The organism is Streptomonospora nanhaiensis (assembly GCF_013410565.1).
Taxonomy (GTDB): Bacteria; Actinomycetota; Actinomycetes; order Streptosporangiales; family Streptosporangiaceae; genus Streptomonospora; species Streptomonospora nanhaiensis.
In genome coordinates this window covers 1,065,261-1,087,989 of the sequence record NZ_JACCFO010000001.1, presented here as the reverse complement: position 1 = coordinate 1,087,989, position 22,729 = coordinate 1,065,261, and the positions used below count along the sequence as shown (strand labels likewise).

Genomic DNA, 22,729 nt, shown 5'->3' with positions numbered 1-22,729 from the left:
CGCGAGGGGCTCAGGCCCCGCCGTGGGGCGACCGCCGCCGGCGCCGCCAGTAGGCCCAGGTGACGGCGGCCAGGAGCGGACCCCACAGGACGAGGGGGAGGTAGCAGGCGTAGAGCACGACGGCCTGCCAGCCGCCCGCCTGGGTGGGGAACTCGGCGGGGATCGGGTCGCCGCGCACGGTCAGCCCCGCGAAGTGGGTGGCGAAGGTCCAGGTCCACAGGGCCGTCAGGAGCACGGCGCCGGCGGCGGCCGGGACGACCGCGGCGGGGGTCGGCACCCGGCGGCCGCGCAGCCACGGGATCCAGCGCGGGAACCGCTCGCCCCACCCGGCGACCAGACCGACGGCGGTGAAGGCCAGCAGCTCCGACACCACCGACAGCAGCACGATGTACACCCGCTCGCCGAAGCCGACCTCTTCGAGGAAGGCCACCGGAAGCCGCCACAGGCCGGAGGGCAGCACGGTGAGGGGAACGGCGTAGGCGGCGTAGCGGGCCCAGCGGGGGACGCCGGGCACGGGTTCGTGCGCGGCCCGCCACGCGGCCCGGATCCGGGCCGCGGCCGCGGGGGCCGGGGGTGGCGTCGTGGTTGTCATGGGTGTCCCCTCTTCCGCGTCGGGGCCGGCGGTCCGGCCCGCGTCAACGGTGGCAAGGGGAGCGGGCCGCGGTCCTCACCCGCGCGGGGGAACACGGCCCCCGGACGGGGGAGCGCGGCGCGGGAAGCCTCCGGCCTCGGCGCGGTGCGCCCGCCGGTAACCCGCCCCCGCGGCGGCCGCGGACGGTACGGTCGGATCCCATGGCGACGGACTACTTCGCGGACGACCCCCGTACGAACCTGGAGCGGATGCTCGCCGGAGACCTCTACATCGCCGACGATCCCGAGATCGCCCGGCGCCAGCAGCGCGCCGTGCGGCTGGCCGCGCGGTTCCAGGCCGCCTTCGCGGAGGACGCCGAGGCGGCCCAGGCGGTGCTGCGGGAGCTGCTGGGGTCGGTGGGGGAGGGCGCGCACGTGCGGCCGCCGCTCCACGTCGACTACGGGAGCAACATCGCCATCGGCGCCCGGACCTTCGTCAACTACAACCTGACCGCGCTGGACGTCGCCGCGATCACCATCGGCGCGGACTGCCAGTTCGGCCCCAACGTCCAACTGCTCACCCCCACCCACCCCCTGGATCCGCGCCCCCGGCGCGACAAGCTGGAGGCCGCCCGGCCGATCACCATCGGCGACAACGTGTGGCTGGGCGGCGGCGCGATCGTGCTGCCCGGGGTCACCATCGGCGACAACAGCGTGATCGGCGCCGGGGCGGTCGTCACCCGGGACGTGCCCGCCAACGTCGTCGCCGTGGGCAACCCGGCCCGCCCGGTGCGCACCCTGCACGAGGAGGAGTAGGGCGGCACGGGCGGCGCTCCTGCGGCGGCACGGGCACGCGGCGGCCGCATCCGGCCACCGCCCCGACATCCGCGCCGATCCCGTGCGGCTCCCCTTGCGGGCCGCCGTGCGCCGCCGGGAGGATCGGGGGGCACGGCGACGGACGGAGACGGCAGCGGTGACCGACACGGCAGCGAGGGCCACCCGGTGACGGCGCGGCATCCGGCCCTGTGGGTCGCCGCCGTCGCGGCCGCGGCCGGTGTGGCGGTCGCACTGGCCCTCAACCCGCCCCGGCTCGGCGGCGACCCGCCGGGCGGTCCGAGCGCCGCCTGCCCGGTCGCCCCCGCCCCCGGCGAGCCCGCCGCGCGCCCGCGCCCCTACAACCCCGACAGCCCCGGCTACGCGGGCGCCCCGCCGCATCCGGCCGCCGTGGTCGACACCCTGGACTTCGCGCGGCGGACGCGCGACGGCGCGCCGCTGGAGGCCGAGATGGCCGTCGGCGACGACCCGCCGGGGCGGGCCTACGAACTGCCCGAGGAGTGGCGGCCGGCCGGGAACGGCGATAGCGGCGATGGGGGCGAGGGCGAGGAGGGCGGCGAGGAGCGCACTGCGGCGCAGGTCGTGGCGTGCGTGTACTACGACGCGGTCGGAAAGCCCCTGGAGCACTGCTCCTACCGGATGCAGGACGGCACGTTCGCGATCGCGGCGGTCCGCATGACGGTGGTGGTGCGCGAGGCCGCCACCGGCCGCACCGTCGGCGGCTTCCCGCTGCGCAGCGACCCCGCCAAGGTGGAGGGCGCCAACACCGCCTTCCTGGACACCGAGTACTGCCCGCCCAGCGTCGTCGACGACACCGAGGGGCCGCGCACGTGGCTCGTCCCCCCGCGCAACTCCGACTTCGTTGAGGGTCTGCGGCCGGTGGTGGAAAGGCGGCTGTAGGGGACGTCCGGGGCCCGGCAGGGCGGTCGGGTGCGGAGGACGGCGGCGGCACGGGGGCCGGGTACCGGTGGGGCGGCGGGCGGCCCCGGGGCTCTGCGGCTCCCGGAATCGCAGGTCACCGGCGCGGCGAAGGCGTAGGGAATGTCCGGCGGCGGGCTGTCCCGGACCCCGCCGGAAATTCCTGAGAAAAAATCCACCACTGTGTCGATCGGGGCCCGCGCCGTTCGACGTCTTAGTCAGAGGCGCGGATCACGGCGCCGCTCGCACAACAGAGGAGAACCACCATGAAGTACATGCTCATCATGCGCGCTAACGCCGCCGCCGTCGAAGCCGCCAAGAACATGCCCATCGAGGAGATGATCAACGCGATGGGCGCCTACAACGAGTCGATGATGAAGGCGGGCGTCCTGCTGTCGGGCGAGGGCCTGAGCGACGCCGAGGAGGGGGCGGTCGTGGACTTCGCCGCCGAGGAGCCCATCGTCACCGACGGCCCCTACGGCGAGATCCACGAGTTGTTCAACGGCTTCTGGATCATCCAGGTCGCCAACAAGGAGGAGGCCGTGGAGTGGGCCAAGCGCGCCCCCCTCGGCGCGGGGTCCAAGCTTGAGGTGCGCCGCGTGACCGACGAGAGCGACTTCGAGGACTTCTCCGGCAACGAGTACCTGGAGAAGGAGAAGGGCTGGCGCAAGGACCTCGGCACCGAGTGACGGCGCCACCGGACACGGAGCGGAGTCCCGGTGACGACGACGGCGGCGGCGGGCACGGACGGAACGCGGAACGAGGACGGCAGTGAGCGGCGAACGGACGGGGGCGCGGTGACCGACGACGTCCGCCGCACCGTCGAGGCGGTGTGGCGCATCGAGGGAGCGCGTGTCGTGGCCACGGTCGCGCGCATGGTCGGCGACGTCGGCCTGGCCGAGGACCTCGCCCAGGACGCGCTCGCCGACGCCCTCGCCCAGTGGCCTGAGTCGGGCGTCCCGCGCAACGCGGGCGCCTGGCTCACCGCCGTGGCCAAGCGCCGGGCGATCGACGCGTGGCGCCGCAGCGAGCGCCTCGACGAGCGGTACCGGACCATGGCCCACGACCTGGGCACGGCGGCCGAGCAGGAGTGGGAGCCGATCGAGGACGACGTGCTCAAGCTCGTCTTCGCGGCCTGCCACCCGGTGCTGAGCCGGGAGGCGCAGGTGGCGCTCACCCTGCGCGTGGTCAGCGGTCTCACCACCGAGGAGATCGCGCGGATGTTCCTCGTACCGGTCCCGACGATGCAGCAGCGCATCGTGCGGGCCAAGAAGACGCTCTCGGCGGCCCGGGTGCCCTTCGCGGTGCCCGAGCCCCACGAGTGGGGCAAGCGGCTGTCGGCGGTGCTCGCCGTGGTCTACCTCGTCTTCACCGAGGGGTACGCGGCGACCTCGGGCGATCGCGTCATCCGGGCCGACCTCGCCGGCGAGGCGCTGCGGCTCGGGCGCATGGTGGCGGCGCTGGCCCCGCGCGAACCCGAGGCGCACGCGCTGGTCGCGCTGATGGAGATCCAGGCGTCGCGATTCGCCGCCCGGGTGGGCCCCGACGGCAGCCCGGTCCTGCTGGCCGACCAGGACCGCAGCCGCTGGGACCGGGGGCAGATCACGCGCGGCCTCGCGGCCCTGGCGCGCGCCGACGCCTTCGCGCGGGGGCGCGGGCCCTACGGGCTGCAGGCCGCGATCGCCGCCTGCCACGCCCGCGCGGCCGACGTCGCGGACACCGACTGGGAGCAGATCGTCACCCTCTACACGGCGCTGGAGCAGCTCACCAAGAACCCGGTGGTGACCCTGAACCGCGCCGTGGCGGTGTCGATGGCGGCCGACCCGGCCACGGCGCTGCGCATCCTCGACGAGGAACTCGACGCCAAGCGGCTCGCCGGCTCCCACCTGCTGCCCAGCGCGCGCGGTGAGCTCCTCGCCCGCCTCGGCCGCACCGACGAGGCCCGCGAGGAACTGCGGCGCGCGGCCGACCTCGCGGGCAACGAGCGCCAGCGCGCCGTGCTGTTGGAGCGCATCGCGACGCTGTAAGGCCCGAGAGGCGGCGGGGAGGGCGGCGGGCGGTTCGCGTGCGGCCGTCGGTACACGGGGCGGAGGGCCGGGGCCGTGACGAGGTGACGGGTGTTCGGCATGCGGCCATTGGTTCGCCTGTCGGCGGCCGGGTTGAGGCGGGGCGGCGGCTGGGCGCGTTTGCCGAGGGATGAGTGCCGGAGCCGGGGGCGGCCGCGCGTCTGAGGACCCGCGGGAGGGGCGCCGGGTGCGAGAGCCGCTAAGTCGTCGCGCAGAGGCCCGGTGGTTTGGGAGTATTGCCCGCTCTTTCCGATGACTGTCGCTCACGGAGGATGCGGACTCTCCGGTGGCTGGATGGCCACATGGTGAGACGTCATGCGCTGGGGCGTGTCGATTTGCCCCTTATGCCCGCTTCTTGATGTGACGGGTATGCGCTCGCGTTCACACGGGCTGCCGTGGCGCGTAGACCGTCGTGAAAGCAGCCCCAATCGTCTCGCTCCATGAGACATGCGCGCTGCCGGCTTGTCGGGTTCGGCGGCACGCGGGTCGACGGCGACCGAGGATGGGCCGCGACTCGGCGGCTGGAGCCTCTCCCTTGAAGAAGGGGCGGCGCTGAACCGCCTTCAGAGCTTCGTGCCTTGTCGCTCCGGTCCCGCCGACCGCGGTGTCCGAGCGTGGACCGCCCTCACCCCTTGGGCGTGATTCCCGCGCCCCGGGTGCGCGGCCGCCGTTGGGAACCACCGTCGCCGGTGCAGAGCGCGAGCCGGGGCCGGTGGTCGCCTGCCCGGCCCCTCGCCGTCCTCGCTGCCCCGTCGCAGCCCGGCGATCCGCTCGGAGAAGCGGTGGTCGCCCTCCTGTGCCGGTATCCGAGTTCGCGTCCCCCTCCCCGCCTGTGTCCGCCCTCCCCCTGCGTCCGCTCTCACGTCCGCGTCCGCTCCGGCGCCCGGCGCCGTCTCCTCGCTCTCGCACCACCTGTCCGGAAAAAATAATTAATTAGTATTTATCATTGACGAGACCTAGCGCACAGTGGCATGCTCTCAGCCAGTCAGGACGGCATCCTCCCAGGTGAGGCGGGTGCCTGTACCCCAGGGAGGTCCCCCATGTCTCGATGGCCGCAGCGCCCGCCCGGGCGTGACCGCGCCGGCGGCCGCGCCCGCCTCGGCACCCGTGCCTTCGCCGCCGCGGCGGCGGTGCTGTGCCTGGTCTCCCTCGCGGGGTGCGCCGGGGGCAGGCTCGGTGAGAACGGGCGCGTCGGCATCGTCTACATGGACGCGCAGGGCTACTACGCCGGGGTGCGCGAGGGGCTGCGCGACCACGCCGAGGAGCAGGGGCGCGGGTTCCAGCTGCTGGAGCTGAACGCCCAGGGCGACGCGTCCGAGGAGAGCACGTTCGTGGACGTCACGGCCTCGGCCGGGGTCGACGCCCTCGTGCTCTCCCCGGTCTCGGCGACCGCCTCCGTCCCGGCGGTGCGGCTGGCCCACGAGAGCGGCATCCCCGTCGTCTGCTACAACACCTGCATCAACGACGAGGCGGCCCGCAAGTACGTCACCTCCTACATCCTGGGCGACCCCCACGAGTTCGGCCGCCTTCTCGGCGAGGCCGCCGCCGACCACTTCGAGAGCGAGGGCGTCACCGACCCCGACATCGCCGTCCTCAACTGCGAGTTCGTCGAGGTCTGCGTCCAGCGGCGCGAGGGCTTCGAGGAGGCGCTGTTCGCCCGCCTGCCCGATGCCGAGATCGTCGCCAACCAGCAGGGCGCCACGATCGACGAGGCCGTCGAGGTGGGCGAGCGCGTGCTGACCGCCCACCCCGACGTCGACGCCTTCTACGGCGAGGCGGGCGGCGCCACCATGGGCGCGGTGCGCGCGGTCAACGCCGGCGGACGCGCGGGCGAGGTGGTGGTCTTCGGCAGCGACATGTCCACCGACGCGGCCCGCGCCCTGGCCGACCACACCGTGCTCAAGGCCAACGTCGACATCTCCGGCCTGGTCGTGGGCCGCATGGCCGGGGAGACGGTCGAGGAGATCATCGCGGGCGACGCGCCCGAGGAGTTCATCACGGACGCGCCCATCGACCTCTACACCACGCCCGAGGACGGCGCCCGGTGGCTGGAGGAGCACCCGGACGGGATCCCCTGACCCGTGGCCGCGCCCGCTTCTCCCGCCCGCACCCACGCTCACGCCCAGGAGTGGAGACACCCATGAGCAGCGACACCCCGTCCTCGGCGGCACCCGGCCCCGGTCGGGCCGCCCCGAACGGCCCCGCCTCCAACACCGCCCCCGGCAGTGTCCCCGGCAGTGTTCCCGGCACCGCCCCCGGCACCGGCGCCCCCGCCTCCGCCCCCGGCGCCGTCGTGGCCGCCACGCGCGCCGTGGCCAAGTCCTACCCGGGAGTCCGGGCTCTGGACGGCGTCGACTTCGAGGTCCGCGCCGGCGAGGTCCGCGCGCTGCTGGGCCGCAACGGCGCCGGCAAGTCCACCCTCATCCGCCTGCTGTGCGGGGTGGAGACCCCGGATGAGGGCACCGTCGAGATCGGCGGCACGCCCCTGGCCGACGGCGGCGTCCGCCGGGCCGCCGAACTCGGCGTCGGCACCGTCCACCAGGAGCTGAGCCTGGTGCCCCAGCTCTCGGCGGCCGAGAACCTCTGCCTGGGCGCCTGGCCCACCGCCGGCGGCCGGATCGACCACACCGCCATCCGGGCCGGCGCCCGCGAGGCGTTCGCGGAACTGGGCGTCGACATCGACCCCGACACCCCCGTCGGCGAGCTGCCCCTGGCCCAGCAGCAGCTCGTGGAGATCGCGCGGGCGCTGCGCTCGCGCCCCCGGCTGCTCATCCTCGACGAGCCCACCAGCGCCCTGGCCGCCGGCGAGGCCGAGATCGTGCTGGCCGCGGTCACCCGCGTCGCCGGGCGCGGTGTCGGCGTCGTCTACGTCAGCCACCGCCTGGACGAGATCCGCCGGGTCGCCGACACCGTCACCGTCATGCGCGACGGCGCGGTCGTGGAGACCACCCCGGTGCGCGGGGCCACCACCGCCCGCATCGTGTCGCTCATGCTGGGCCGCGAGGAGGAGGAGCCGGTGCGCCGCCCCGCCGGGGCGGTCGACCGCTCGGGCACCCCGCTGCTGTCGGTGCGCGACCTGGCCGTGCCGCCCAAGGTGGACGCGGTCTCCTTCGACCTCTACCCCGGCGAGGTGCTGGGGCTGGCCGGGCTCATGGGCTCGGGCCGCACCGAGGTCCTGCGCGCCCTGGCCGGTTTCGCCCCCTCCACGGGCACCGTCGCGGTGGAGGGCGACACCGTGGCCCGCCGCACGCCCCGCGCCATGAAGCGCCTGGGCGTGGGCATCACCCCCGAGGACCGCAAGGGCGAGGGCGTCGTCCCCCTGCTGGGGGTCTCGGAGAACATGGTGCTGACCTGGTTCGGCGGCGCCTCCACCGCCGGCACCGTGCGGCCCTCGCGGGTGTCGGCCATCGGCCGCGGCCTGGTCGAGCGCCTCTCCATCAAGACCGCCCGGCCCGACACCCCGATCGTCAACCTCAGCGGCGGCAACCAGCAGAAGGCCGTCATCGGCCGCTGGCTGCACGCCAGGAGCCGGATCCTGCTGCTGGACGAGCCCACGCGCGGCGTCGACGTGGAGGCCAAGGCGCAGATCTACCGGATCGTGCGCGAGCTGGCCGACCACGGCGCGGCGGTCCTCTTCGTCTCCAGCGAGCTGGAGGAGCTGCCCCTGGTGTGCGACCGGGTGCTCACCCTGCGCGCGGGCCGGCTGGAGCGGGAGCTCACCGGCGACGACATCACCCTGGACAACATCATGACCGCCGCGATGGCGGCCTGAGGCGAGGTAGCAATGACCACCACCACCCCAGTCCCCGGCGCCGCCGCCCCCGCGCGGCGCGACCTCGTCGGCCGCTACGGCCGCAGGCTCAACGAGATCGGCCTGCTGGCCGCCATCGTGCTCCTCTACGTCGTGCTCGGCGCCTCCGCCAGCGGCTTCCTGAGCCTGGACAACCAGCTCGGCCTGCTGCGCAACGCCGCGACCATCGGCATCGCCGCCTGGGGCGTGACGCTGGTGATCGTGGCGGGCGAGATCGACATCAGCATCGGCCCGGCCGTGGCCTTCGCCTCGGTCCTGGTCGCCAAGGGCGCCGCCGAGTGGAACCTCGGCGTGGCCGGGGCGATCGCCCTCACCCTGCTGCTGGGTGTGGCCTGGGGCGCCCTGGCCGGGTGGCTGCGCGCCCGGTTCAACGTCCCCTCCTTCATCACCACGCTGGGCCTGTGGAGCGTCCTGGGCGGGCTCGCGCTGTACATGACCGACGCGCTGCCCGTGCCGCTGCCCGAGAGCGCCGTCTTCGACGTCCTGGGCGGATCGGTCCTGGGCGTCCCCACCTCCGCCCTGGTCATGCTCGCCCTGTTCGCGGTGTTCGCCTACGTGGCCCGCTACACCGCCTACGGGCGCTCGGTCTACGCCATCGGCGGCAACGCCGCCGCCGCCCGCCTGGCCGGGCTGAACGTCACCCGGGTGCGGGTGCTGCTGTTCGCCACCACCGGCCTGCTCGCCGCCATCACCGGGATCCTGCTGGCCGCCCGGCTGGGATCGGGCAACGGCGGCGCGGCCGCCGGACTGGAGTTCGACGTCATCGCGGCCGTGGTCATCGGCGGCACCGCGCTGGCCGGCGGGCGCGGGTCCCTGCTGGGCACGTTCCTGGGCGTGGTGTTCATCAGCGTCATCGCCAACGGCCTGGTGCTGCTGGGCGTCAACCCCTTCTTCCAGGACGTCGTGCGCGGCCTCATCATCGTCGCCGCCGTCCTGGTGAACGTCCTGGTCAACAGCCGCTCGGCCGCCAACCGCCTCACTTGAGGGCCGCGGCGGGCTGCGAGAGAGGAAGGAACCGCGTTGAACACGACCACCACCGCGCCGACGCCCGCGACCATGCGCGGGGTCCGGCTGCCGGGCGACTCCACCGCCGTGGTCGACACCCTGCCCGTGCCCGAGCCCGGCCCCGGCCAGGTGCTGCTGCGCATCGGCGCGTCGGGCATCTGCGGCAGCGACATCGGGTTCATCTACCACGAGCACAAGACCCACCGGGGCATCGACGGCCCCGCCTACCGCGGGGTCGTCGCCGGGCACGAGCCCTCGGGCACGGTCGTGCGGGCCGGGGCCGGCTGCCGCCGGTTCGGCCCCGGCGACCGGGTGATCGTCTACCACATCGCCGGGTGCGGGCTGTGCGACAACTGCCGCCGCGGGTTCATGATCAGCTGCACCGCCCCGGCGCGGGCCGCCTACGGCTGGCAGCGCGACGGCGGCCACGCCCAGTACCTGCTGGCCGAGGAGTCCACCTGCGTCCCGCTGCCCGACGAGCTGTCGTTCGTGGACGGCGCCCTCATCGCCTGCGGGTTCGGCACCGCCTACGAGGGCCTGCGGCGCATCGGGGTCAACGGCGACGGCGACCTGCTCGTCGTCGGCCTGGGCCCCGTCGGGCTGGCGGCCGGGATGGTCGGCCGGGGCATGGGCGCCGCCCGCGTCATCGGCGTGGAGCCCTCCCGGCGGCGCCGCGACTGGGCGGCCGGCCTCGACGTCTTCGACGCCGTGGCCGCGCCCGAGGAGGCGGCCGACACGGTCGCCGCCGCAACCGCCGGGCGCGGCGCCGCCACGGTGATCGACTGCTCGGGTTCGCGGCCGGGCCGCTCGCTGGCCCTGGAGCAGGCCGCCGAGTGGGGGCGGGTGTCGCTGGTGGGGGAGGGCGGCACCCTGGAGACCGAGGTCTCCGACACCCTCCTGCACAAGCAGCTCACGCTGTACGCGTCCTGGGTGACCTCCCTGCCGGCCATGGCCGAGCTGGCCCGCAACCTGGTGCGCTGGGGGCTGTCGCCCGAGCGGGTGGTCTCCGACCGCTTCGACCTCGCCGACGCCGACGCCGCCTACCGGCTGGCGGCGGGGGAGAGCCGCGGCAAGGTCGTGCTGACCGCCGGGGCGGGGCAGCGGTGAGCGGGCCGGTGCGCGCCGCGCGCGAGGGCGCCGGGCCCGACGAGCGCGTGGTCCTGGACAACGGCGTGCTGCGGCTGACCGCCGCACCCGGCCTGGGCGGGCGCGTGCTGTCGCTGCGCCTGGCCGGCCGGGAGTTCCTGTACCGCAACCCGCGCCTGCTCGACGCCGGCCTGCGGCGCCGCGAGGGCGTGCGCCTCGACCCCGTCGAGGGGCCGATGAGCGCCTGGAACAACGTCGGCGGCGACAAGACCTGGCCGGCCCCGCAGGGCTGGTCGGGCCCCGGAGAGTGGGCCGGCCCGCCCGACCCCGTGCTGGACTCCGGGGCCTACGCCGCCGAGGTCGGCGCCCTCGGCGGCGGCGCCGCCGTGCTCACCATGACCAGCGGCGACGACCCGCGCACCGGCCTGCGCCTGCGCCGCCGGATCACCCTGGAGCCCGGCGCTTCCGGGTACCGGCTGGACCTGACCGCGCGCAACACCGCCGACGCCCCGCGCACCTGGGCGCTGTGGAACGTCACCCAGCTCGACGGCGCCGCGCGCGCCGACGACGGCGGCGTCTACGTCGGCGTGGCCGGCGAGGGGCCGCACACCGTGCCCCTGGTCGCCGGTGACGCCACCCCCCGCGTGGTCGAGCACGCGCCCGGCGTGCTGCGGGTGCCCGCCCAGGACGTGGTCGGCAAGGTCGGGTTCCCCACCGCCGCGGGCTGGATCCGCCACGTGGGCGCCGCCGGCGCTCTGACCCAGACTTTCACCCCGGCGCCGGGCGCCTACCCCGACCAGGGGTCGCGGGTCGAGGTGTGGCTGGAGTACCCGCTGGAGCACCCCTTGGCGCACTTGGGCGGGCTGCGGCCCCAAGACCGGGTGGTGGAGTGCGAGGTGCTGGGGCCGCTCACCGAGCTCGCCCCCGGCGAGGAGGCCTCGCTGAGCATCGCGTTCGACCTGGCGCCCGCCGGGGCCTAGGACACAGTCGCAGGAGAGACATGGCACACAGCAGACACGAGGGGGCCACCGCGGTGGTCACCGGCGCGGCCCGGGGGATCGGCGCGGCCGCCGCCCGCCGCCTGGCCGCCGAGGGTGCCGGGGTGGTCCTGACCGACCTGTCCCCGGAGGTGGAGGAGGCGGCCGCGCGCGTGCGCGCCGAGGGCGGCCGCGCCGTGGCGGTGCGCGCCGACGCCGCCGACGAGGCGGACTGGGCGCGCGTCGTGGACACCGCCCGCACCGCGTTCGGCCCGGTCGGCGTGCTCGTCTCCAACGCCTACACCGTCCAGGTCGCGCCCGCCCACGAGACCTCGCCCGCCTCCTGGGAGCGCCAGCTCGCCGTCAACCTCACCGGGGCCTTCCTGGGGGTGCGGGCCTGCCTGGCGGACCTGACCGCCACCGGCGGCTCCGTCGTGCTGGTGTCCTCCGTGCACGCCTGGTTCGGGCTGCCGGGCCGGCCCGCCTACGCCGCCACCAAGGGCGGGCTCACCGCGCTGGCCCGGCAGCTGGCCGTGGAGTACGGGCCGCGGGTGCGGGTCAACTGCGTGCTGCCCGGACCCATCCTCACCGCCGCCTGGGAGGAGATCGGCGAGGACGACCGCCGCGACAGCGCCGCCCAGACCGCCGCGGGGCGCATGGGCGAGCCCGACGAGGTCGCCGCCGCGGTGTCGTTCCTCGCCTCCGCCGACGCCTCCTACGTCACCGGGGTGAGCCTTCCGGTCGACGGAGGATGGAGTATCTACAAGGCGTCGTCGTGAGGCGCGTGAGAGGAAGGACATGATGGCGGCCTACTCCGAACGCGGGGTCCACGGGCAGATCGTGCAGCTGCTGGGCGAACGCGTGCTCTCCGGCGAGATCGCCGAGGGGGAGACCATCGACCTGGCCGCGCTCAGCGCCGACCTGGGCCTGAGCCTCACGGCCATCCGGGAGGCGATCAAGGTCCTGGCCGCCAAAGGGCTGGTCGGGTCGCGGCAGCGCAAGGGGACGTTCGTGCGGCCCCGGGCCGACTGGAACCTGCTCGACCCCGACGTCGTCAAGTGGCAGGTCGCCACCGGAGCCGGCGACCTGTTCTTCCGCGACTTGGCCGAGCTGCGCGGCGCCCTGGAGCCCACCGCCGCCCGGCTGGCGGCGCTGCGCCGCACCGACGCCGACGTGGCCGAGCTGCGCGCGGCGGTGCGGGCGATGGCCGACAGCCACGGGTCCTCGCCCGAGGAGGCCGCGGCCAGCGACCTGCGCTGGCACCGCGCGCTGCTGGCGGCCACCCACAACGAGCTGTACACCCGCACCGACATCTTCCTGGCCGCGGGCCTGGTCGAACGCGACCGCCTGGTGCACGCGGGCGCCCACAAGGACCCCGTGCCCAGCCACACCTCGGTCACCGAGGCCGTCGCCGCGGGCGACCCGGCCGCCGCCGAGACCGCGATGCGCTCGCTGCTGGAGCAGGCCGACGAGGACCTGTTCGGCGCCACCGGCGACGGCGCCGACGACGAACTGGAGAGACCCGCATGAGGATCACCCGCATCGAGACGTTCCTGGTCGCCCCGCGGTGGCTGCTGTGCTGCGTGGAGACCGACGAGGGCGTCGTCGGGTGGGGCGAACCGGTGGTGGAGGGCCGCGCCGCGACGGTGCGCGCCGCCGTCGAGGAGCTGTCCGACCTGCTCCTGGGCGAGGACCCCACGGCGATCGAGCACCACTGGCAGCGCCTGACCAAGGCCGCCTTCTACCGGGGCGGCCCGGTGCTCTCCAGCGCCGTGGCAGGGCTCGACCAGGCGCTGTGGGACATCGCCGGCAAGCGGCTGGGCGTTCCGGTGTACCGGCTGCTGGGCGGACCGGTCCGCGACCGGGTGCGCGTCTACGGCTGGGTCGGCGGCGACGACCCCGCGCAGCTGGGCGAGGCCGTCGCCGCGCGCGTGGAGTCCGGGCTCACGGCGGTGAAGATGAACGCCGCCGGGGTGGTGGGCCGCTCGCCCACCGTCCGCGAGATCGACGCCGTGGTGGAGCGGCTGGCCCAGGTCCGCGCGGTGCTGGGCGACGACCGGGACGTGGCCGTGGACTTCCACGGCCGGTTCAACGCCGCCGCCGCGCGCCGGGTGCTGCCGCTGCTGGAGCCGCTGCGCCCCATGTTCGTGGAGGAGCCGGTGCTGCCGGAGTACGGGCACCGGCTCGCCGACGTCGTGGGTGCCAGCCCGGTGCCCATCGCCACCGGCGAGCGCCTGTACTCCCGCGGCGACTTCCTGCCCGCGCTGCAGGCCGGGATCGCGGTCGCCCAGCCCGACCTGTCCCACGCGGGCGGCATCTCCGAGGTGCGGCGGATCGCGGCGCTGGCCGAGACCTACGACGCCCTGCTGGCCCCGCACTGCCCGCTGGGGCCGGTGGCGCTGGCGGCCAGCCTCCAGGTCGCGTTCGCCACGCCCAACTTCCTCATCCAGGAGCAGGGCATCGGCATCCACTACAACCGGGAGGCCGAACTGCTCGACTACGTCCTGGACACCGGGGTGTTCGCCTTCCCCGACGGCCACATGCGCCGCACCGAGGCGCCGGGCCTGGGCGTGGCGGTCGACGAGGACGCGGTGCGCGCGGCCGACCGGGTGGGGCACCGCTGGCGCCCGCCGGTGTGGAGCCACGACGACGGATCGTTCGCCGAATGGTAGGGGAGGAAGCGGTGGAGGCAGCGGTGCGCGCCTGGGCACCGGACCGGTTCGAACTGGGCGAGGGGCTGCGGTGGACCGCCGCGGGCCTGCTGGGGGTGGACATCCTCGCGGGCCGGCTGTTCGCCCTGGACCCCGAGCACCCGGGGCCCGCCCGGCTCCTGGCCGAGGTGGACGTCCCCCTGGGCGCGGTCGCGCCCGTGCGCGGTTCCGGCGAGGTCTACGTCGCCGCCGCCGGCACCGGGGTGGCGCTGCTGACCGTGCGCGAGGGCCGTGCCCCCGGCGTGGAGTGGCTGGCGCGCCCCGAGGACGGCGCCCCCACCGCCATGCGCATGAACGACGGCTGCTGCGACCCCGCCGGGCGCTTCTGGGCCGGGTCGATGGCCTACGACGGCACCCCCGGGGCGGGCGCGCTGTACCGGGCCGACCCCGGCGGCGCCGTGCACCGGGTGCTGGAGGGCTACACCATCCCCAACGGCCCGGCGTTCTCCCCCGACGGGCGGCTGATGTACCTGGCCGACAGCGCCGAGGGCCGGATCGACGTGTTCGCGCTCGACGGCGACGGCGAGCCGGGGCCGCCCCGCGTGTTCGCCCGCCTGACCGAGGGCAGCCCCGACGGCATGCAGGTCGACGACGCCGGTCACCTGTGGACGGCGGTCTGGGGCACCGGGCGCGTCCACCGCTACACCCCCGAGGGCGCCCTGGAGCGCGTGGTGCGCCTGCCCGCCGCCCAGCCCGCGAGCGTGTGCGTGGTGGGCGCGGACCGGCCGCACCTGTTCGCGGCCACCGCCCGGATCGGCCTGGAGGAGGCCGCCGACGCCGACGGCGCGGTGTTTCGCGTACCCGCCGACGTGCCCGCCCGGCCCGCCGCGGAGTTCGGGGACGCGTTGTGAGCGCGCCGGTGGTGTGCGTCGGCGAGACCATGGCGCTGCTGGTGCCGGCCGATCCGCTGCCGCTGGACGCGGCGCCGCGCCTGGCCCTCACGGCGGCCGGAGCGGAGTCCAACGTCGCCTGCGCCCTGGCCGGGCTCGGGCACCGGGCGGCCTGGTTGAGCGCGGTGGGCGACGACCCCTTCGGGCGGGTGGTGGTGCGCGCGGTGGCCGGGCGCGGCGTGGACGTGTCGGCGGTGCGGACCGACCCCGCCCGCCCCACCGGGCTGTTCGCCAAGGACCCCGCGCCGTCGGGCAGCACGGTGCACTACTACCGGGCCGGCTCGGCGGCCTCGGCACTGGGGCCCGAGGCCGCCGACCACCCGCTCGTGCGCGGGGCGGCGGTGGTGCACGTGTCGGGGATCACCCCGGCGCTGTCGCCGGAGTGCGCCGCGCTCACCGAGCGGCTGCTCGCCGACCCCGCGCTGACGGTGAGCTTCGACGTCAACCACCGGCCCCGGCTGTGGCCGCGGGGCGGGGCGGCGGCGCGCCTGCTGGAGCTGGCGCGGCTGGCCGACGTGGTCCTGGTCGGCCGGGACGAGGCCGAGGCCCTGTGGGGCACCGCGACAGCCGAGCAGGTCCGCGCGCTGCTGCCCACGGTGCCGCGGCTGGTGGTGAAGGACGCCGAGCACGGCGCCACCGAGTTCGGCGCGCACGGGCGCACGCACGTGCCCTCGCCGCGCGTCGAGGTGGTGGAGCCGGTCGGCGCGGGCGACGCCTTCGCCGCCGGGTACCTGGCGGGCGGGTTGCGCGGGCTCGACGCGGCGGGCCGGCTGCGCCTGGGGCACCTGTGCGCCGGTCGGGTCCTGCGCGAGCTGGGCGACCTGGCCGCGCCGCCGGAGGCGGGGGAGTGGGACGAGGCGCTGCGGGCGCCCCGGGAGCGCTGGGTCGAGGCGGCCTCGGCGGTGCTGGCGGGCGGGCGAGTGAGCGAGAGAGGGAGCACGGCATGAGCGGCGACGACCTGGAGCGGATGTTCGAGGGCCACCGGGTGATGGCCATCCTGCGGGGGCTGTCCCCGCAGGAGACGGTGGCCGTGGCCACCCGGGCGTGGGACCTGGGCATCACGGTGGTGGAGGTGCCCGCCCGCGATCCCCAGGGGCTGGAGGCGATGCGCGCGACCGTGCGGGCGGGCGCGGAGCGGGGCCTGGCCGTGGGCGCGGGCACCGTCGTGGACACCGAGCAGGTCCGCGCGGTGGCGGCGGCGGGGGCGGCGTTCACGGTGGCGCCCGGGTTCGACCCGGAGGTCATGGCGGCCTCGGAGGCGGCCGGGATGCCGCACCTGCCCGGGGCCGCCACGCCGTCGGAGGTGCAGGCCGTGCTGCGCGCGGGCGGGCGCTGGGTGAAGGCGTTCCCCGCGTCGGTCCTGGGACCCGAGTGGATCCGGGCCCTGCACGGGCCGTTCCCCGACGTGCGCGTGGTGGCCACCGGCGGCGTGGACGCCCGCAACGCCCCGGACTTCCTGAAGGCGGGCGCGGCGCTGGTGGCGGTGGGCTCGGCGCTGTCCGACCCGGACCAGATCCCGGCCTTGAGGCGGCTGTAGGCCCCACGGCCCCCGGACGCTCCGCGTCCGGGGGCCGTGGCGGGGCGCCGGGCCGGAGGGGGCGGCGGCCGGGGAGGGGCGGTGGGGGATCGGCGTCAGCCGGTGGGCGACCCGCTGCCCCGGCGGACCGAGAGCGCGATGAGCGGGAGCACCGCCAGGGCCAGGACGCCGCCGCCCGCCGCCAGCACGGCGTAGTCGGCCGCCGCCACCACCAGGCCGGAGACCAGGCCGCCGCCCGCGCCCGCCACGGCGACGGCCACGTCCACCAGCCCCTGGGTCCGGGCGCGTACGGCCAGCGGGGTGCTGTCGGTGACGATGGCGGTCCCCGCGACCAGTCCGAGGCTCCAGCCCAGGCCGAGCAGGGCCAGCGCGAGCGCGAGCAACCCCACCGAGTGCGGCGGGGCCAGCGCGGCGAGAAGGCCGGCGGCCGGCAGCGTCAGGCCCGAGGCCGCGGCCACCGCCCCCGGCCCGAAGCGGTCGACCAGGAGGCCGCTGAGCGGTGAGGGCAGGTACATCGCGCCCACGTGCACGGCGATGACGAGGCCCGCCGCCCCCACCGAGTGGCCGTGCGCGGCCATGTGGACGGGGGTCATGGTCATCAGCGCGACCATGACGAGCTGGGCCGACACCATGACCGCCGCCCCGCCCAGCAGCGCGCGGGTGCGCGGCGGCGCGGTGCCGCCGACCGCGGTCCCCGCCGGGGCGTCGGCCGCCCGGACGGCGGCCAGGGCGCGCGCGGTGATGAGGGGGTCGGGGCGCAGCAGCAGGCCCAGCACCAGCGCGGCTGCGGCGTAGGCGGCGCCCGCCAGCAGGAAGGGCCCGGCCAGCGGCGGGATGCCCAGCGCGGTGGCCAGGCGGCCCAGCGGCGCCACCAGGTTGGGTCCGGCGACGGCGCCGAGGGTGGTGGCGACCAGCACGGTGCTCACCGCGCGCGAGCGCCGGTGCGGGGCGGCCAGGTCGGCTCCGGCGTAACGGGCCTGGAGGTTGGTGGCGCTGCCCGCGCCGTAGACGAGCAGCGACGCGAGGAGCAGCGCCACGCTGCCGGACGCGGCGGCGGCCACCACTCCCACGGCGCCCGCCGCACCGGCCGCGTACCCCGCCGCGAGCCCGCCCCGCCGCCCGGCCCACTGGGAGACGCGCCCGACCAGGGCGGCGGCAGCGGCCGAGCCGACGGTGAGCAGGGCAATGGGCACACCGGCCCACCCCGCGCCGCCGAGAATGTCCTCGGCGAGCAGCGCCCCGACGGTAATGCCCGCCGCCAGCCCGGCGCCGCTGAGCACCTGCGCGGCCACCAGCACGGCAAGAACGCGCCGCTGCGCGGGGTGAGGGGTGGAGGTGGCGGCGGTCGACGAGGACATGTGAAGGGCCTTTCCCGGGAGACCGCCGACGAGCAGGACCCCCGCCGTTCGCGATCAGCGCCATCCTCCCGCTCGGCCCCAAGGCCTCAACGCCCGGGTCACGCATTTCGGTCATCCGTCCACAAGACGCCGATTCCCGGCCCGGGGACCTCTACCGCCAACCCGCCAAGTGCAGTACACGTGCTGAAAACGCCACGCCCGAGCGCCGCCACCGCAGTTCACGAAGAGTGCTCCCCGCGCACGCGGGGATGGGCTTCACCACTTCACAAAGCCACGGGCGGGCACGTCGGGTCGTCGTGGGTGGGAATGGGCCCCGAGGGCATGCGAGCTTACGGCTGGGTCGGGCCCGGCTTGCCGCGTCCGATGCTCGGCCTTCAGTCGCCGCCGGGTGCGCGAGGTCGGGGGTGATGGGGGTGTGCGGTCATCGGTCCCGGTTGCCCGTGGTCGGGGTGGGGCGTCGGGGCGCCGAGGGCAGAGGTGGGCCGAGGCACGCCGACCGGACTGGATGGCGGCGATGGGTGGCTCGGCCGGTGAGGGCTGCCGGTTCGGGCTCTTCGCTCGCCTACGGCGCCCATCTCCGCTCTGTGTCGGCCCTTCCGGGTGCAATTCCGGGCAAACCAGTCATCCAGCGCCGCGTATCTCGCATGGCGAGACGAAATCGGGGCCTTTCGCGACGATTTAGCATGCACGGCCGCCCCGATGGCCGAGAGGCCGGACTCGTGGCCTTCAATAGCCGACATACAGGACGAAGCGACGGTCTGGTGGTCCCGGGTGTCTCATCATGTGGATGCCGCGTGCTTCCGGCGGACTTGGGGGTCTCCGTGCGACAGTCGAATGAAAGAGCAAACCGGGCAATCGCTCCCATGGCGATCAGGTGGAATGCGGCGACATGACGGTTTCCGCCCTCGGCCCTCGCGCACGTGCCCCCGGGTGCCGCGACCCGCCCGAACTGCCCGCCGCTCTCGCGGCCCCGACGCCACCCCCGCCGTGGCGTGCTCCCGACAAGACGAGGGCACTGTGGCGCTTCTAGCGCACTCCCGCCCCGCTCTCGCTCATGTGCAGCTGGTTAGATTAGCCTGCACTAACTTCCTGTATCGGACAGGTGGAATCCCGCCGCCCATCTCGCGTGGCGGGTGCCGCGCCGTGGCCGGGTACCCGGTGGGAGGCGGCGAGTACGGAAAGGGACGCGATGGCACGTGGGACGAGGCGGCCCTGGCTGCGGGTGCCGGAGGATCCGGTCCCCGTGGAGCTGCCGCCGACCGGGCCGGAGCAGACGCCTCGGCGCTTCACCATCGGGGTCATCCTCTCGGCGAAGCGCTACACCCTGCCCGCCGCCGGGCTGATCGTCCTGTGGCAGCTGGGCGAGGCGCTGGTGCCCGTCCTCATGGGCGTGGCGATCGACCGCGCCATCGGCGGCGCCGACCCCGTTGAGCTGGTCCTGTGGGTCGGCGTGCTCGTCGTGAACTACCTCGTCTTCATGGTGTCGTTCCAGCTCGGCTCCCGCATCGGGCTGCTCGGCATGCAGTCCGTCCAGCACCGGCTGCGCACGGCCGTCTCCGAGCGGCTGCTCGACCCCGGCGGCCTCCAGGGCGCCGCGCGGCTGCCCGGCGTCGGGCTCTCGGTCGCCTCGTCCGACGTCTCGCGGCTGGCCACGGCCGTGGCGATCGCCGTCTACCCGCTCGGCGAGTTCGCGGCGATCATCTTCGGCGGCGCCGTCCTCTTCACGCTGTCCTGGCCCCTGGGCCTGGCCGTGTTCGTCGGCGCCCCCGCCATGATCCTGCTCATCGACCGGGCGGGCGGGACCCTGCGCCGGCGCTCGGGCCGGGAGCAGGCGCTGGCCGCGTCGGCGGCGGGCAAGGCCGCCGACCTCATGGCGGGCTACCGGATCGTCACGGGCCTGGGCGCCGGGCCCGAGGCCGCGGCGCGCTACCGGCGGTCCTCGCGCGATGCCCTTCAGGCCACCCTGCACGCGAAGTCCGCCCAGGGCGTCCTGCTCGGCTCGATGAACGCCGCCACCGGCGTCTTCCTCGCCGCCATCACACTGACGGCCGGCTGGCAGGCGCTCTCCGGCTCCCTCAGCGTCGGAGCACTGATCACCGTCGTGGGCCTGGCCCAGTTCCTCGTCGGGCCGATGACCATGGTCGCGACCAACTTCGGCACCATCTGGGCGGCCGCGACCGCGTCCGCCGAGCGCGTCCTGGACGTCCTGCGCTCCCCGCGGCCCCACGAGCGCGGCACCGGCACCGCGCCCGCCGAGGGCGCCGACACCGGCGACCCTCCGGAGCACGGCCTCGACTGCGAACTCGACCTCGACCTCACCCTCGGCTCGGCGGCCCTGCACGGCCGCGTCGGGCCCGGTGAGTGCGTGGCGGTGCCCGTGGACGGGGCGCAGGCGGCCGAACTCGTGGCGGTGCTGTCCGGCCGCGCCGAGCCCGGCACCGGGCGGGTGCACCTGGCGGGCCGCCCCCTCGCCGACGCGCCGCCCGGCACCCTCCTCGTGGCCCCGCACGCCGCCGACCTCTTCGACGGGACCGTCCTGGAGAACGTCGCGATCGGCGACGCGGGCACCGACCGCGCCCGTGCGGCGCTCGATGACGCGGGGTGCGCCGAGTTCCTCCAGGCCATGCCCGACGGCGTGCACACCGCCGTCGGCGAAAGCGGGCGCCGGCTGTCGGGCGGGCAGCGGCAGCGGGTGGCGCTGGCCCGCGCGCTCGCCCAGGACGCGCCCGTCCTCGTGCTGCACGACCCCACCACGGCGGTGGACTCGGTGACCGAGCAGGCCGTGGCCGCACGGCTGCGGGACTGCCGTCAGGGCCGCACGACCCTCCTGCTCACCCGCTCGCCCGCGCTGCTGGCCGCCGCCGACCGGGTCCTCGACCTGGTCGACGCACACACCGACGCCGACGGCGGCGACGAGTCCGGCGGTGTGGACTCCTACGCCGGGGCGCCCGGCTCCGCGGTGACCGCCCCGACGACCGCCCAGGGAGGCACCCGATGACCGCGCGCGAGCAGGACACCGCGCCGGCCCCGGAAGCGGCCCGCGCCGGGCGGCGGCTGCCGGTCGCCGACGCCCGCCAGGTCGCCCGCGCGGTGCGCGCGGCGCTGGGCGGCCGGTGGTGGGCGCTGGCCGGGGTGGCCGCCATCCTCACGGCGGGGGCGGCGGCCGACCTCATCGCGCCGGCCGCGCTGGGCGGGCTGGTCGACGCCGTGCAGTCGGGGGAGTCGGGGACCGCCTGGCTGTGGCGGCTGGGGGCGGCCATGGTCGTCGGCGCCCTCGTCGGCGCGGTCCTGACGGCCGCCGGGGTGGTGACGGCCTCGCGCCTGTACGAGACGGTCATCGCCCGGCTGCGCGAGCAGATGGTCGCCCGCGCGTTCGAGCTGCCGCAGGGCATGGTCGAGGAGGCGGGCAGCGGCGACCTGGTCTCGCGCGCGACGGACGACGTCGCCGAGATCTCCCAGGCCGCGCCGCGCATCGTGCCCGCCCTGACCGGCTCCCTGTTCACCATCGCCGTGACCGTGGTGGGCATCGCCGTCGTGGACTACCGCTACGCGCTGGCGGTCGCGGTGATCGTGCCCGTCCACGTGTTCGCCGTGCGCTGGTACCTGCGCAACGCCCCCCAGGTGTACGCGGCCCAGCGCGCCGCCATGGCCGAGCGCGCCCACCACCTGCTGACCTCGCTCCACGGGATCGAGACGGTGCACGCCTACCGGCTGCAGGACCGCCACAACGGCCGCATCGCGCGCGCGTCGTGGGAGGTCGTGGGATGGGAGCTGCGCGCCCGCGTCGTGCAGAACCGGTTCTTCGGGCGGCTGAACGCCGCGGAGCTCCTCGGCATGACGGGGCTGCTCGTCGTCGGCTACCTGCTGGTGACCAACGACCTGGGGACCCTGGGCGGCGCGACGACCGCGATCATGTTCTTCATCCGGCTGTTCAACCCGATCAACAACCTGCTCATCGTCATCGACGACCTGCAGTCGGCCCTGGCCTCACTGGCGCGGATCGTCGGGGTCATCGACGCCCTGCCCGACCCCCGAGACCCCTGCGACCCCTCCCGTACCGGACCCGCCGACGCGGCGGGGGAGGGCGCCGGGGAAGCCGGCTTCGCGGCCGCCCCGGCGGCGGGCCCGGCCGTCCCCTCTGCGGACACGGGAGGCAACGGCCCCGTCCTGGCCCTCAAGGACGTCGAGTTCCACTACGACCCCGCACGCCCGGTCCTGAGCGGGGTCAGCCTGGAGATCGGCCGCACCGAGACGGTGGCGCTCGTCGGCGCCTCCGGCGCGGGCAAGAGCACCGTCGCGGCGCTTGCGGCCGGGGTCCACGAGCCGACGGCGGGAACGGTCCGCCGCCCGCCGGCGACGCCGCAGCGGGACCGCGACCTCGTCCTCATCACCCAGGAGGTCCACGTCTTCGCCGCCACCCTGCGCGAGAACCTCACCCTGGCGGCGCCGTCGGCCGACGACGATCAGGTCAGGGCCGCCCTCACCACGGTCGGCGCCGACACCCTCCTTGCCCGCCTGCCCGAGGGCCTCGACACCGTGGTCGGCACGGAGGGCCACAGCCTCACACCGGCCGAGGCGCAGCTGCTGGCCCTGGCCAGGATGGTCCTCGCCGACCCGGCCGTGGCGATCCTCGACGAGGCCACAGCGGAGGCGGGCTCCGCCCACGCGGGCGCCCTCGACAGCGCCACCGCGGCCGCCCTGTCCGGCAGAGCGGGCCTCGTGGTGGCCCACCGCCTCGACCAGGCGAAGGCCTGCGACCGCATCCTGGTCATCGAGTCCGGCCGCATCATCGAAGAGGGCACCCACGACGGCCTCCGCGCCCGAGGCGGCACCTACGCCACCCTCTGGGAGGCATGGTCCCGGAAGGCGGCGCAGTAGGCGCGTCCCGATGGGGGAGTGCTCGGCATGGCCCCGCACGCGCTTTTCCGTCGGGCACGTGACCGCCGCCCCGCTCCACCCCCGCCCG

19 protein-coding genes are annotated in these 22,729 nt (G+C 75.8%); 17 read left to right on the top strand and 2 right to left on the bottom strand.

All coding sequences use genetic code 11. The annotated features are described in order from the left end of the window. Positions 1-10: 10 nt before the first annotated feature. Positions 11-592: a hypothetical protein gene (locus tag HNR12_RS04700; RefSeq protein ID WP_179766338.1), complete on the bottom strand. Its 582-nt coding sequence runs from the start codon at positions 590-592 to the stop codon at positions 11-13. A 200-nt stretch (positions 593-792) separates the two neighbouring features. Between HNR12_RS04700 and HNR12_RS04695 the strand changes: the two genes are divergently transcribed. From HNR12_RS04695 to HNR12_RS04625, 15 genes are all read left to right on the top strand, one after another. Further along, positions 793-1,386, top strand: a complete 594-nt coding sequence (locus tag HNR12_RS04695; RefSeq protein ID WP_179766337.1) for a sugar O-acetyltransferase — start codon at positions 793-795, stop codon at positions 1,384-1,386. Positions 1,387-1,572: 186 nt separating this feature from the next. Continuing rightward, a complete protein-coding gene (locus HNR12_RS04690; RefSeq protein ID WP_179766336.1) occupies positions 1,573-2,304 on the top strand; it encodes a hypothetical protein in 732 nt (243 codons plus the stop codon). 284 nt (positions 2,305-2,588) lie between these two features. Next, positions 2,589-3,011, top strand: coding sequence for a YciI family protein (locus tag HNR12_RS04685; protein ID WP_179766335.1), 423 nt, complete (start codon positions 2,589-2,591; stop codon positions 3,009-3,011). A 108-nt stretch (positions 3,012-3,119) separates the two neighbouring features. Next, entirely contained in the window at positions 3,120-4,349 is a 1,230-nt protein-coding gene (locus tag HNR12_RS04680; protein ID WP_179766334.1) for a sigma-70 family RNA polymerase sigma factor, read from the top strand. Positions 4,350-5,428: 1,079 nt separating this feature from the next. Beyond that, entirely contained in the window at positions 5,429-6,466 is a 1,038-nt protein-coding gene (locus HNR12_RS04675) for a substrate-binding domain-containing protein (RefSeq protein ID WP_179766333.1), read from the top strand. A gap of 62 nt (positions 6,467-6,528) precedes the next feature. After that, positions 6,529-8,160, top strand: a complete 1,632-nt coding sequence (locus tag HNR12_RS04670) for a sugar ABC transporter ATP-binding protein (RefSeq protein ID WP_179766332.1) — start codon at positions 6,529-6,531, stop codon at positions 8,158-8,160. 12 nt (positions 8,161-8,172) lie between these two features. Then, the gene (locus HNR12_RS04665; RefSeq protein WP_179766331.1) at positions 8,173-9,183 is read left to right on the top strand and encodes an ABC transporter permease; all 1,011 of its coding nucleotides are present in this window, start codon (positions 8,173-8,175) and stop codon (positions 9,181-9,183) included. A gap of 36 nt (positions 9,184-9,219) precedes the next feature. Next, entirely contained in the window at positions 9,220-10,311 is a 1,092-nt protein-coding gene (locus HNR12_RS04660) for a zinc-dependent alcohol dehydrogenase family protein (protein WP_179766330.1), read from the top strand. Further along, on the top strand, positions 10,308-11,270 hold the full coding sequence (locus HNR12_RS04655; protein WP_179766329.1) for a DUF4380 domain-containing protein: 963 nt from the start codon (positions 10,308-10,310) through the stop codon (positions 11,268-11,270). The genes HNR12_RS04660 and HNR12_RS04655 overlap by 4 nt, the downstream gene beginning before the upstream one ends. 20 nt (positions 11,271-11,290) lie before the next feature. Beyond that, positions 11,291-12,046 (top strand): SDR family NAD(P)-dependent oxidoreductase, encoded by a 756-nt coding sequence (locus HNR12_RS04650; protein WP_179766328.1) that lies wholly within the window; start codon positions 11,291-11,293, stop codon positions 12,044-12,046. 22 nt (positions 12,047-12,068) lie between these two features. Then, complete coding sequence (locus HNR12_RS04645; protein WP_179770408.1) at positions 12,069-12,797, top strand: FadR/GntR family transcriptional regulator; 729 nt, start codon at positions 12,069-12,071, stop codon at positions 12,795-12,797. Then, positions 12,794-13,939: a galactonate dehydratase gene (gene dgoD / locus HNR12_RS04640; protein ID WP_179766327.1), complete on the top strand. Its 1,146-nt coding sequence runs from the start codon at positions 12,794-12,796 to the stop codon at positions 13,937-13,939. The genes HNR12_RS04645 and dgoD overlap by 4 nt, the downstream gene beginning before the upstream one ends. After that, entirely contained in the window at positions 13,933-14,829 is an 897-nt protein-coding gene (locus HNR12_RS04635; protein WP_179766326.1) for an SMP-30/gluconolactonase/LRE family protein, read from the top strand. The genes dgoD and HNR12_RS04635 overlap by 7 nt, the downstream gene beginning before the upstream one ends. A gap of 29 nt (positions 14,830-14,858) precedes the next feature. After that, the gene (locus tag HNR12_RS04630) at positions 14,859-15,815 is read left to right on the top strand and encodes a sugar kinase (protein WP_218902261.1); all 957 of its coding nucleotides are present in this window, start codon (positions 14,859-14,861) and stop codon (positions 15,813-15,815) included. Further along, entirely contained in the window at positions 15,812-16,405 is a 594-nt protein-coding gene (locus HNR12_RS04625; protein WP_179766324.1) for a bifunctional 4-hydroxy-2-oxoglutarate aldolase/2-dehydro-3-deoxy-phosphogluconate aldolase, read from the top strand. The genes HNR12_RS04630 and HNR12_RS04625 overlap by 4 nt, the downstream gene beginning before the upstream one ends. Positions 16,406-16,500: 95 nt before the next feature. On the opposite strand, the gene HNR12_RS04620 is transcribed toward HNR12_RS04625, so the two are convergent. Continuing rightward, positions 16,501-17,763: an MFS transporter gene (locus tag HNR12_RS04620; protein ID WP_179766323.1), complete on the bottom strand. Its 1,263-nt coding sequence runs from the start codon at positions 17,761-17,763 to the stop codon at positions 16,501-16,503. A gap of 1,243 nt (positions 17,764-19,006) precedes the next feature. On the opposite strand from HNR12_RS04620, the gene HNR12_RS04615 reads away from it, so the two are divergent. Together HNR12_RS04615 and HNR12_RS04610 are read left to right on the top strand one after the other, a co-directional pair. Continuing rightward, positions 19,007-20,761 carry an ABC transporter transmembrane domain-containing protein gene (locus tag HNR12_RS04615; RefSeq protein ID WP_179766322.1) on the top strand — a complete coding sequence of 585 codons (1,755 nt, stop codon included), beginning with the start codon at positions 19,007-19,009 and terminating at the stop codon, positions 20,759-20,761. Next, on the top strand, positions 20,758-22,641 hold the full coding sequence (locus tag HNR12_RS04610; RefSeq protein ID WP_179766321.1) for an ABC transporter ATP-binding protein: 1,884 nt from the start codon (positions 20,758-20,760) through the stop codon (positions 22,639-22,641). The genes HNR12_RS04615 and HNR12_RS04610 overlap by 4 nt, the downstream gene beginning before the upstream one ends. Positions 22,642-22,729: the final 88 nt, after the last annotated feature.

Excerpts from the sequence above, each read along its gene's own strand:
- HNR12_RS04700 (WP_179766338.1), bottom strand. The coding sequence starts at position 592 with ATGACAACCACGACGCCACCCCCGGCCCCCGCGGCCGCGGCCCGGATC.
- HNR12_RS04695 (WP_179766337.1), top strand. The coding sequence starts at position 793 with ATGGCGACGGACTACTTCGCGGACGACCCCCGTACGAACCTGGAGCGG.
- HNR12_RS04685 (WP_179766335.1), top strand. The coding sequence starts at position 2,589 with ATGAAGTACATGCTCATCATGCGCGCTAACGCCGCCGCCGTCGAAGCC.
- HNR12_RS04675 (WP_179766333.1), top strand. The coding sequence starts at position 5,429 with ATGTCTCGATGGCCGCAGCGCCCGCCCGGGCGTGACCGCGCCGGCGGC.
- HNR12_RS04670 (WP_179766332.1), top strand. The coding sequence starts at position 6,529 with ATGAGCAGCGACACCCCGTCCTCGGCGGCACCCGGCCCCGGTCGGGCC.
- HNR12_RS04665 (WP_179766331.1), top strand. The coding sequence starts at position 8,173 with ATGACCACCACCACCCCAGTCCCCGGCGCCGCCGCCCCCGCGCGGCGC.
- HNR12_RS04650 (WP_179766328.1), top strand. The coding sequence starts at position 11,291 with ATGGCACACAGCAGACACGAGGGGGCCACCGCGGTGGTCACCGGCGCG.
- HNR12_RS04645 (WP_179770408.1), top strand. The coding sequence starts at position 12,069 with ATGGCGGCCTACTCCGAACGCGGGGTCCACGGGCAGATCGTGCAGCTG.
- dgoD (WP_179766327.1), top strand. The coding sequence starts at position 12,794 with ATGAGGATCACCCGCATCGAGACGTTCCTGGTCGCCCCGCGGTGGCTG.
- HNR12_RS04635 (WP_179766326.1), top strand. The coding sequence starts at position 13,933 with ATGGTAGGGGAGGAAGCGGTGGAGGCAGCGGTGCGCGCCTGGGCACCG.
- HNR12_RS04630 (WP_218902261.1), top strand. The coding sequence starts at position 14,859 with ATGGCGCTGCTGGTGCCGGCCGATCCGCTGCCGCTGGACGCGGCGCCG.
- HNR12_RS04625 (WP_179766324.1), top strand. The coding sequence starts at position 15,812 with ATGAGCGGCGACGACCTGGAGCGGATGTTCGAGGGCCACCGGGTGATG.
- HNR12_RS04620 (WP_179766323.1), bottom strand. The coding sequence starts at position 17,763 with ATGTCCTCGTCGACCGCCGCCACCTCCACCCCTCACCCCGCGCAGCGG.
- HNR12_RS04610 (WP_179766321.1), top strand. The coding sequence starts at position 20,758 with ATGACCGCGCGCGAGCAGGACACCGCGCCGGCCCCGGAAGCGGCCCGC.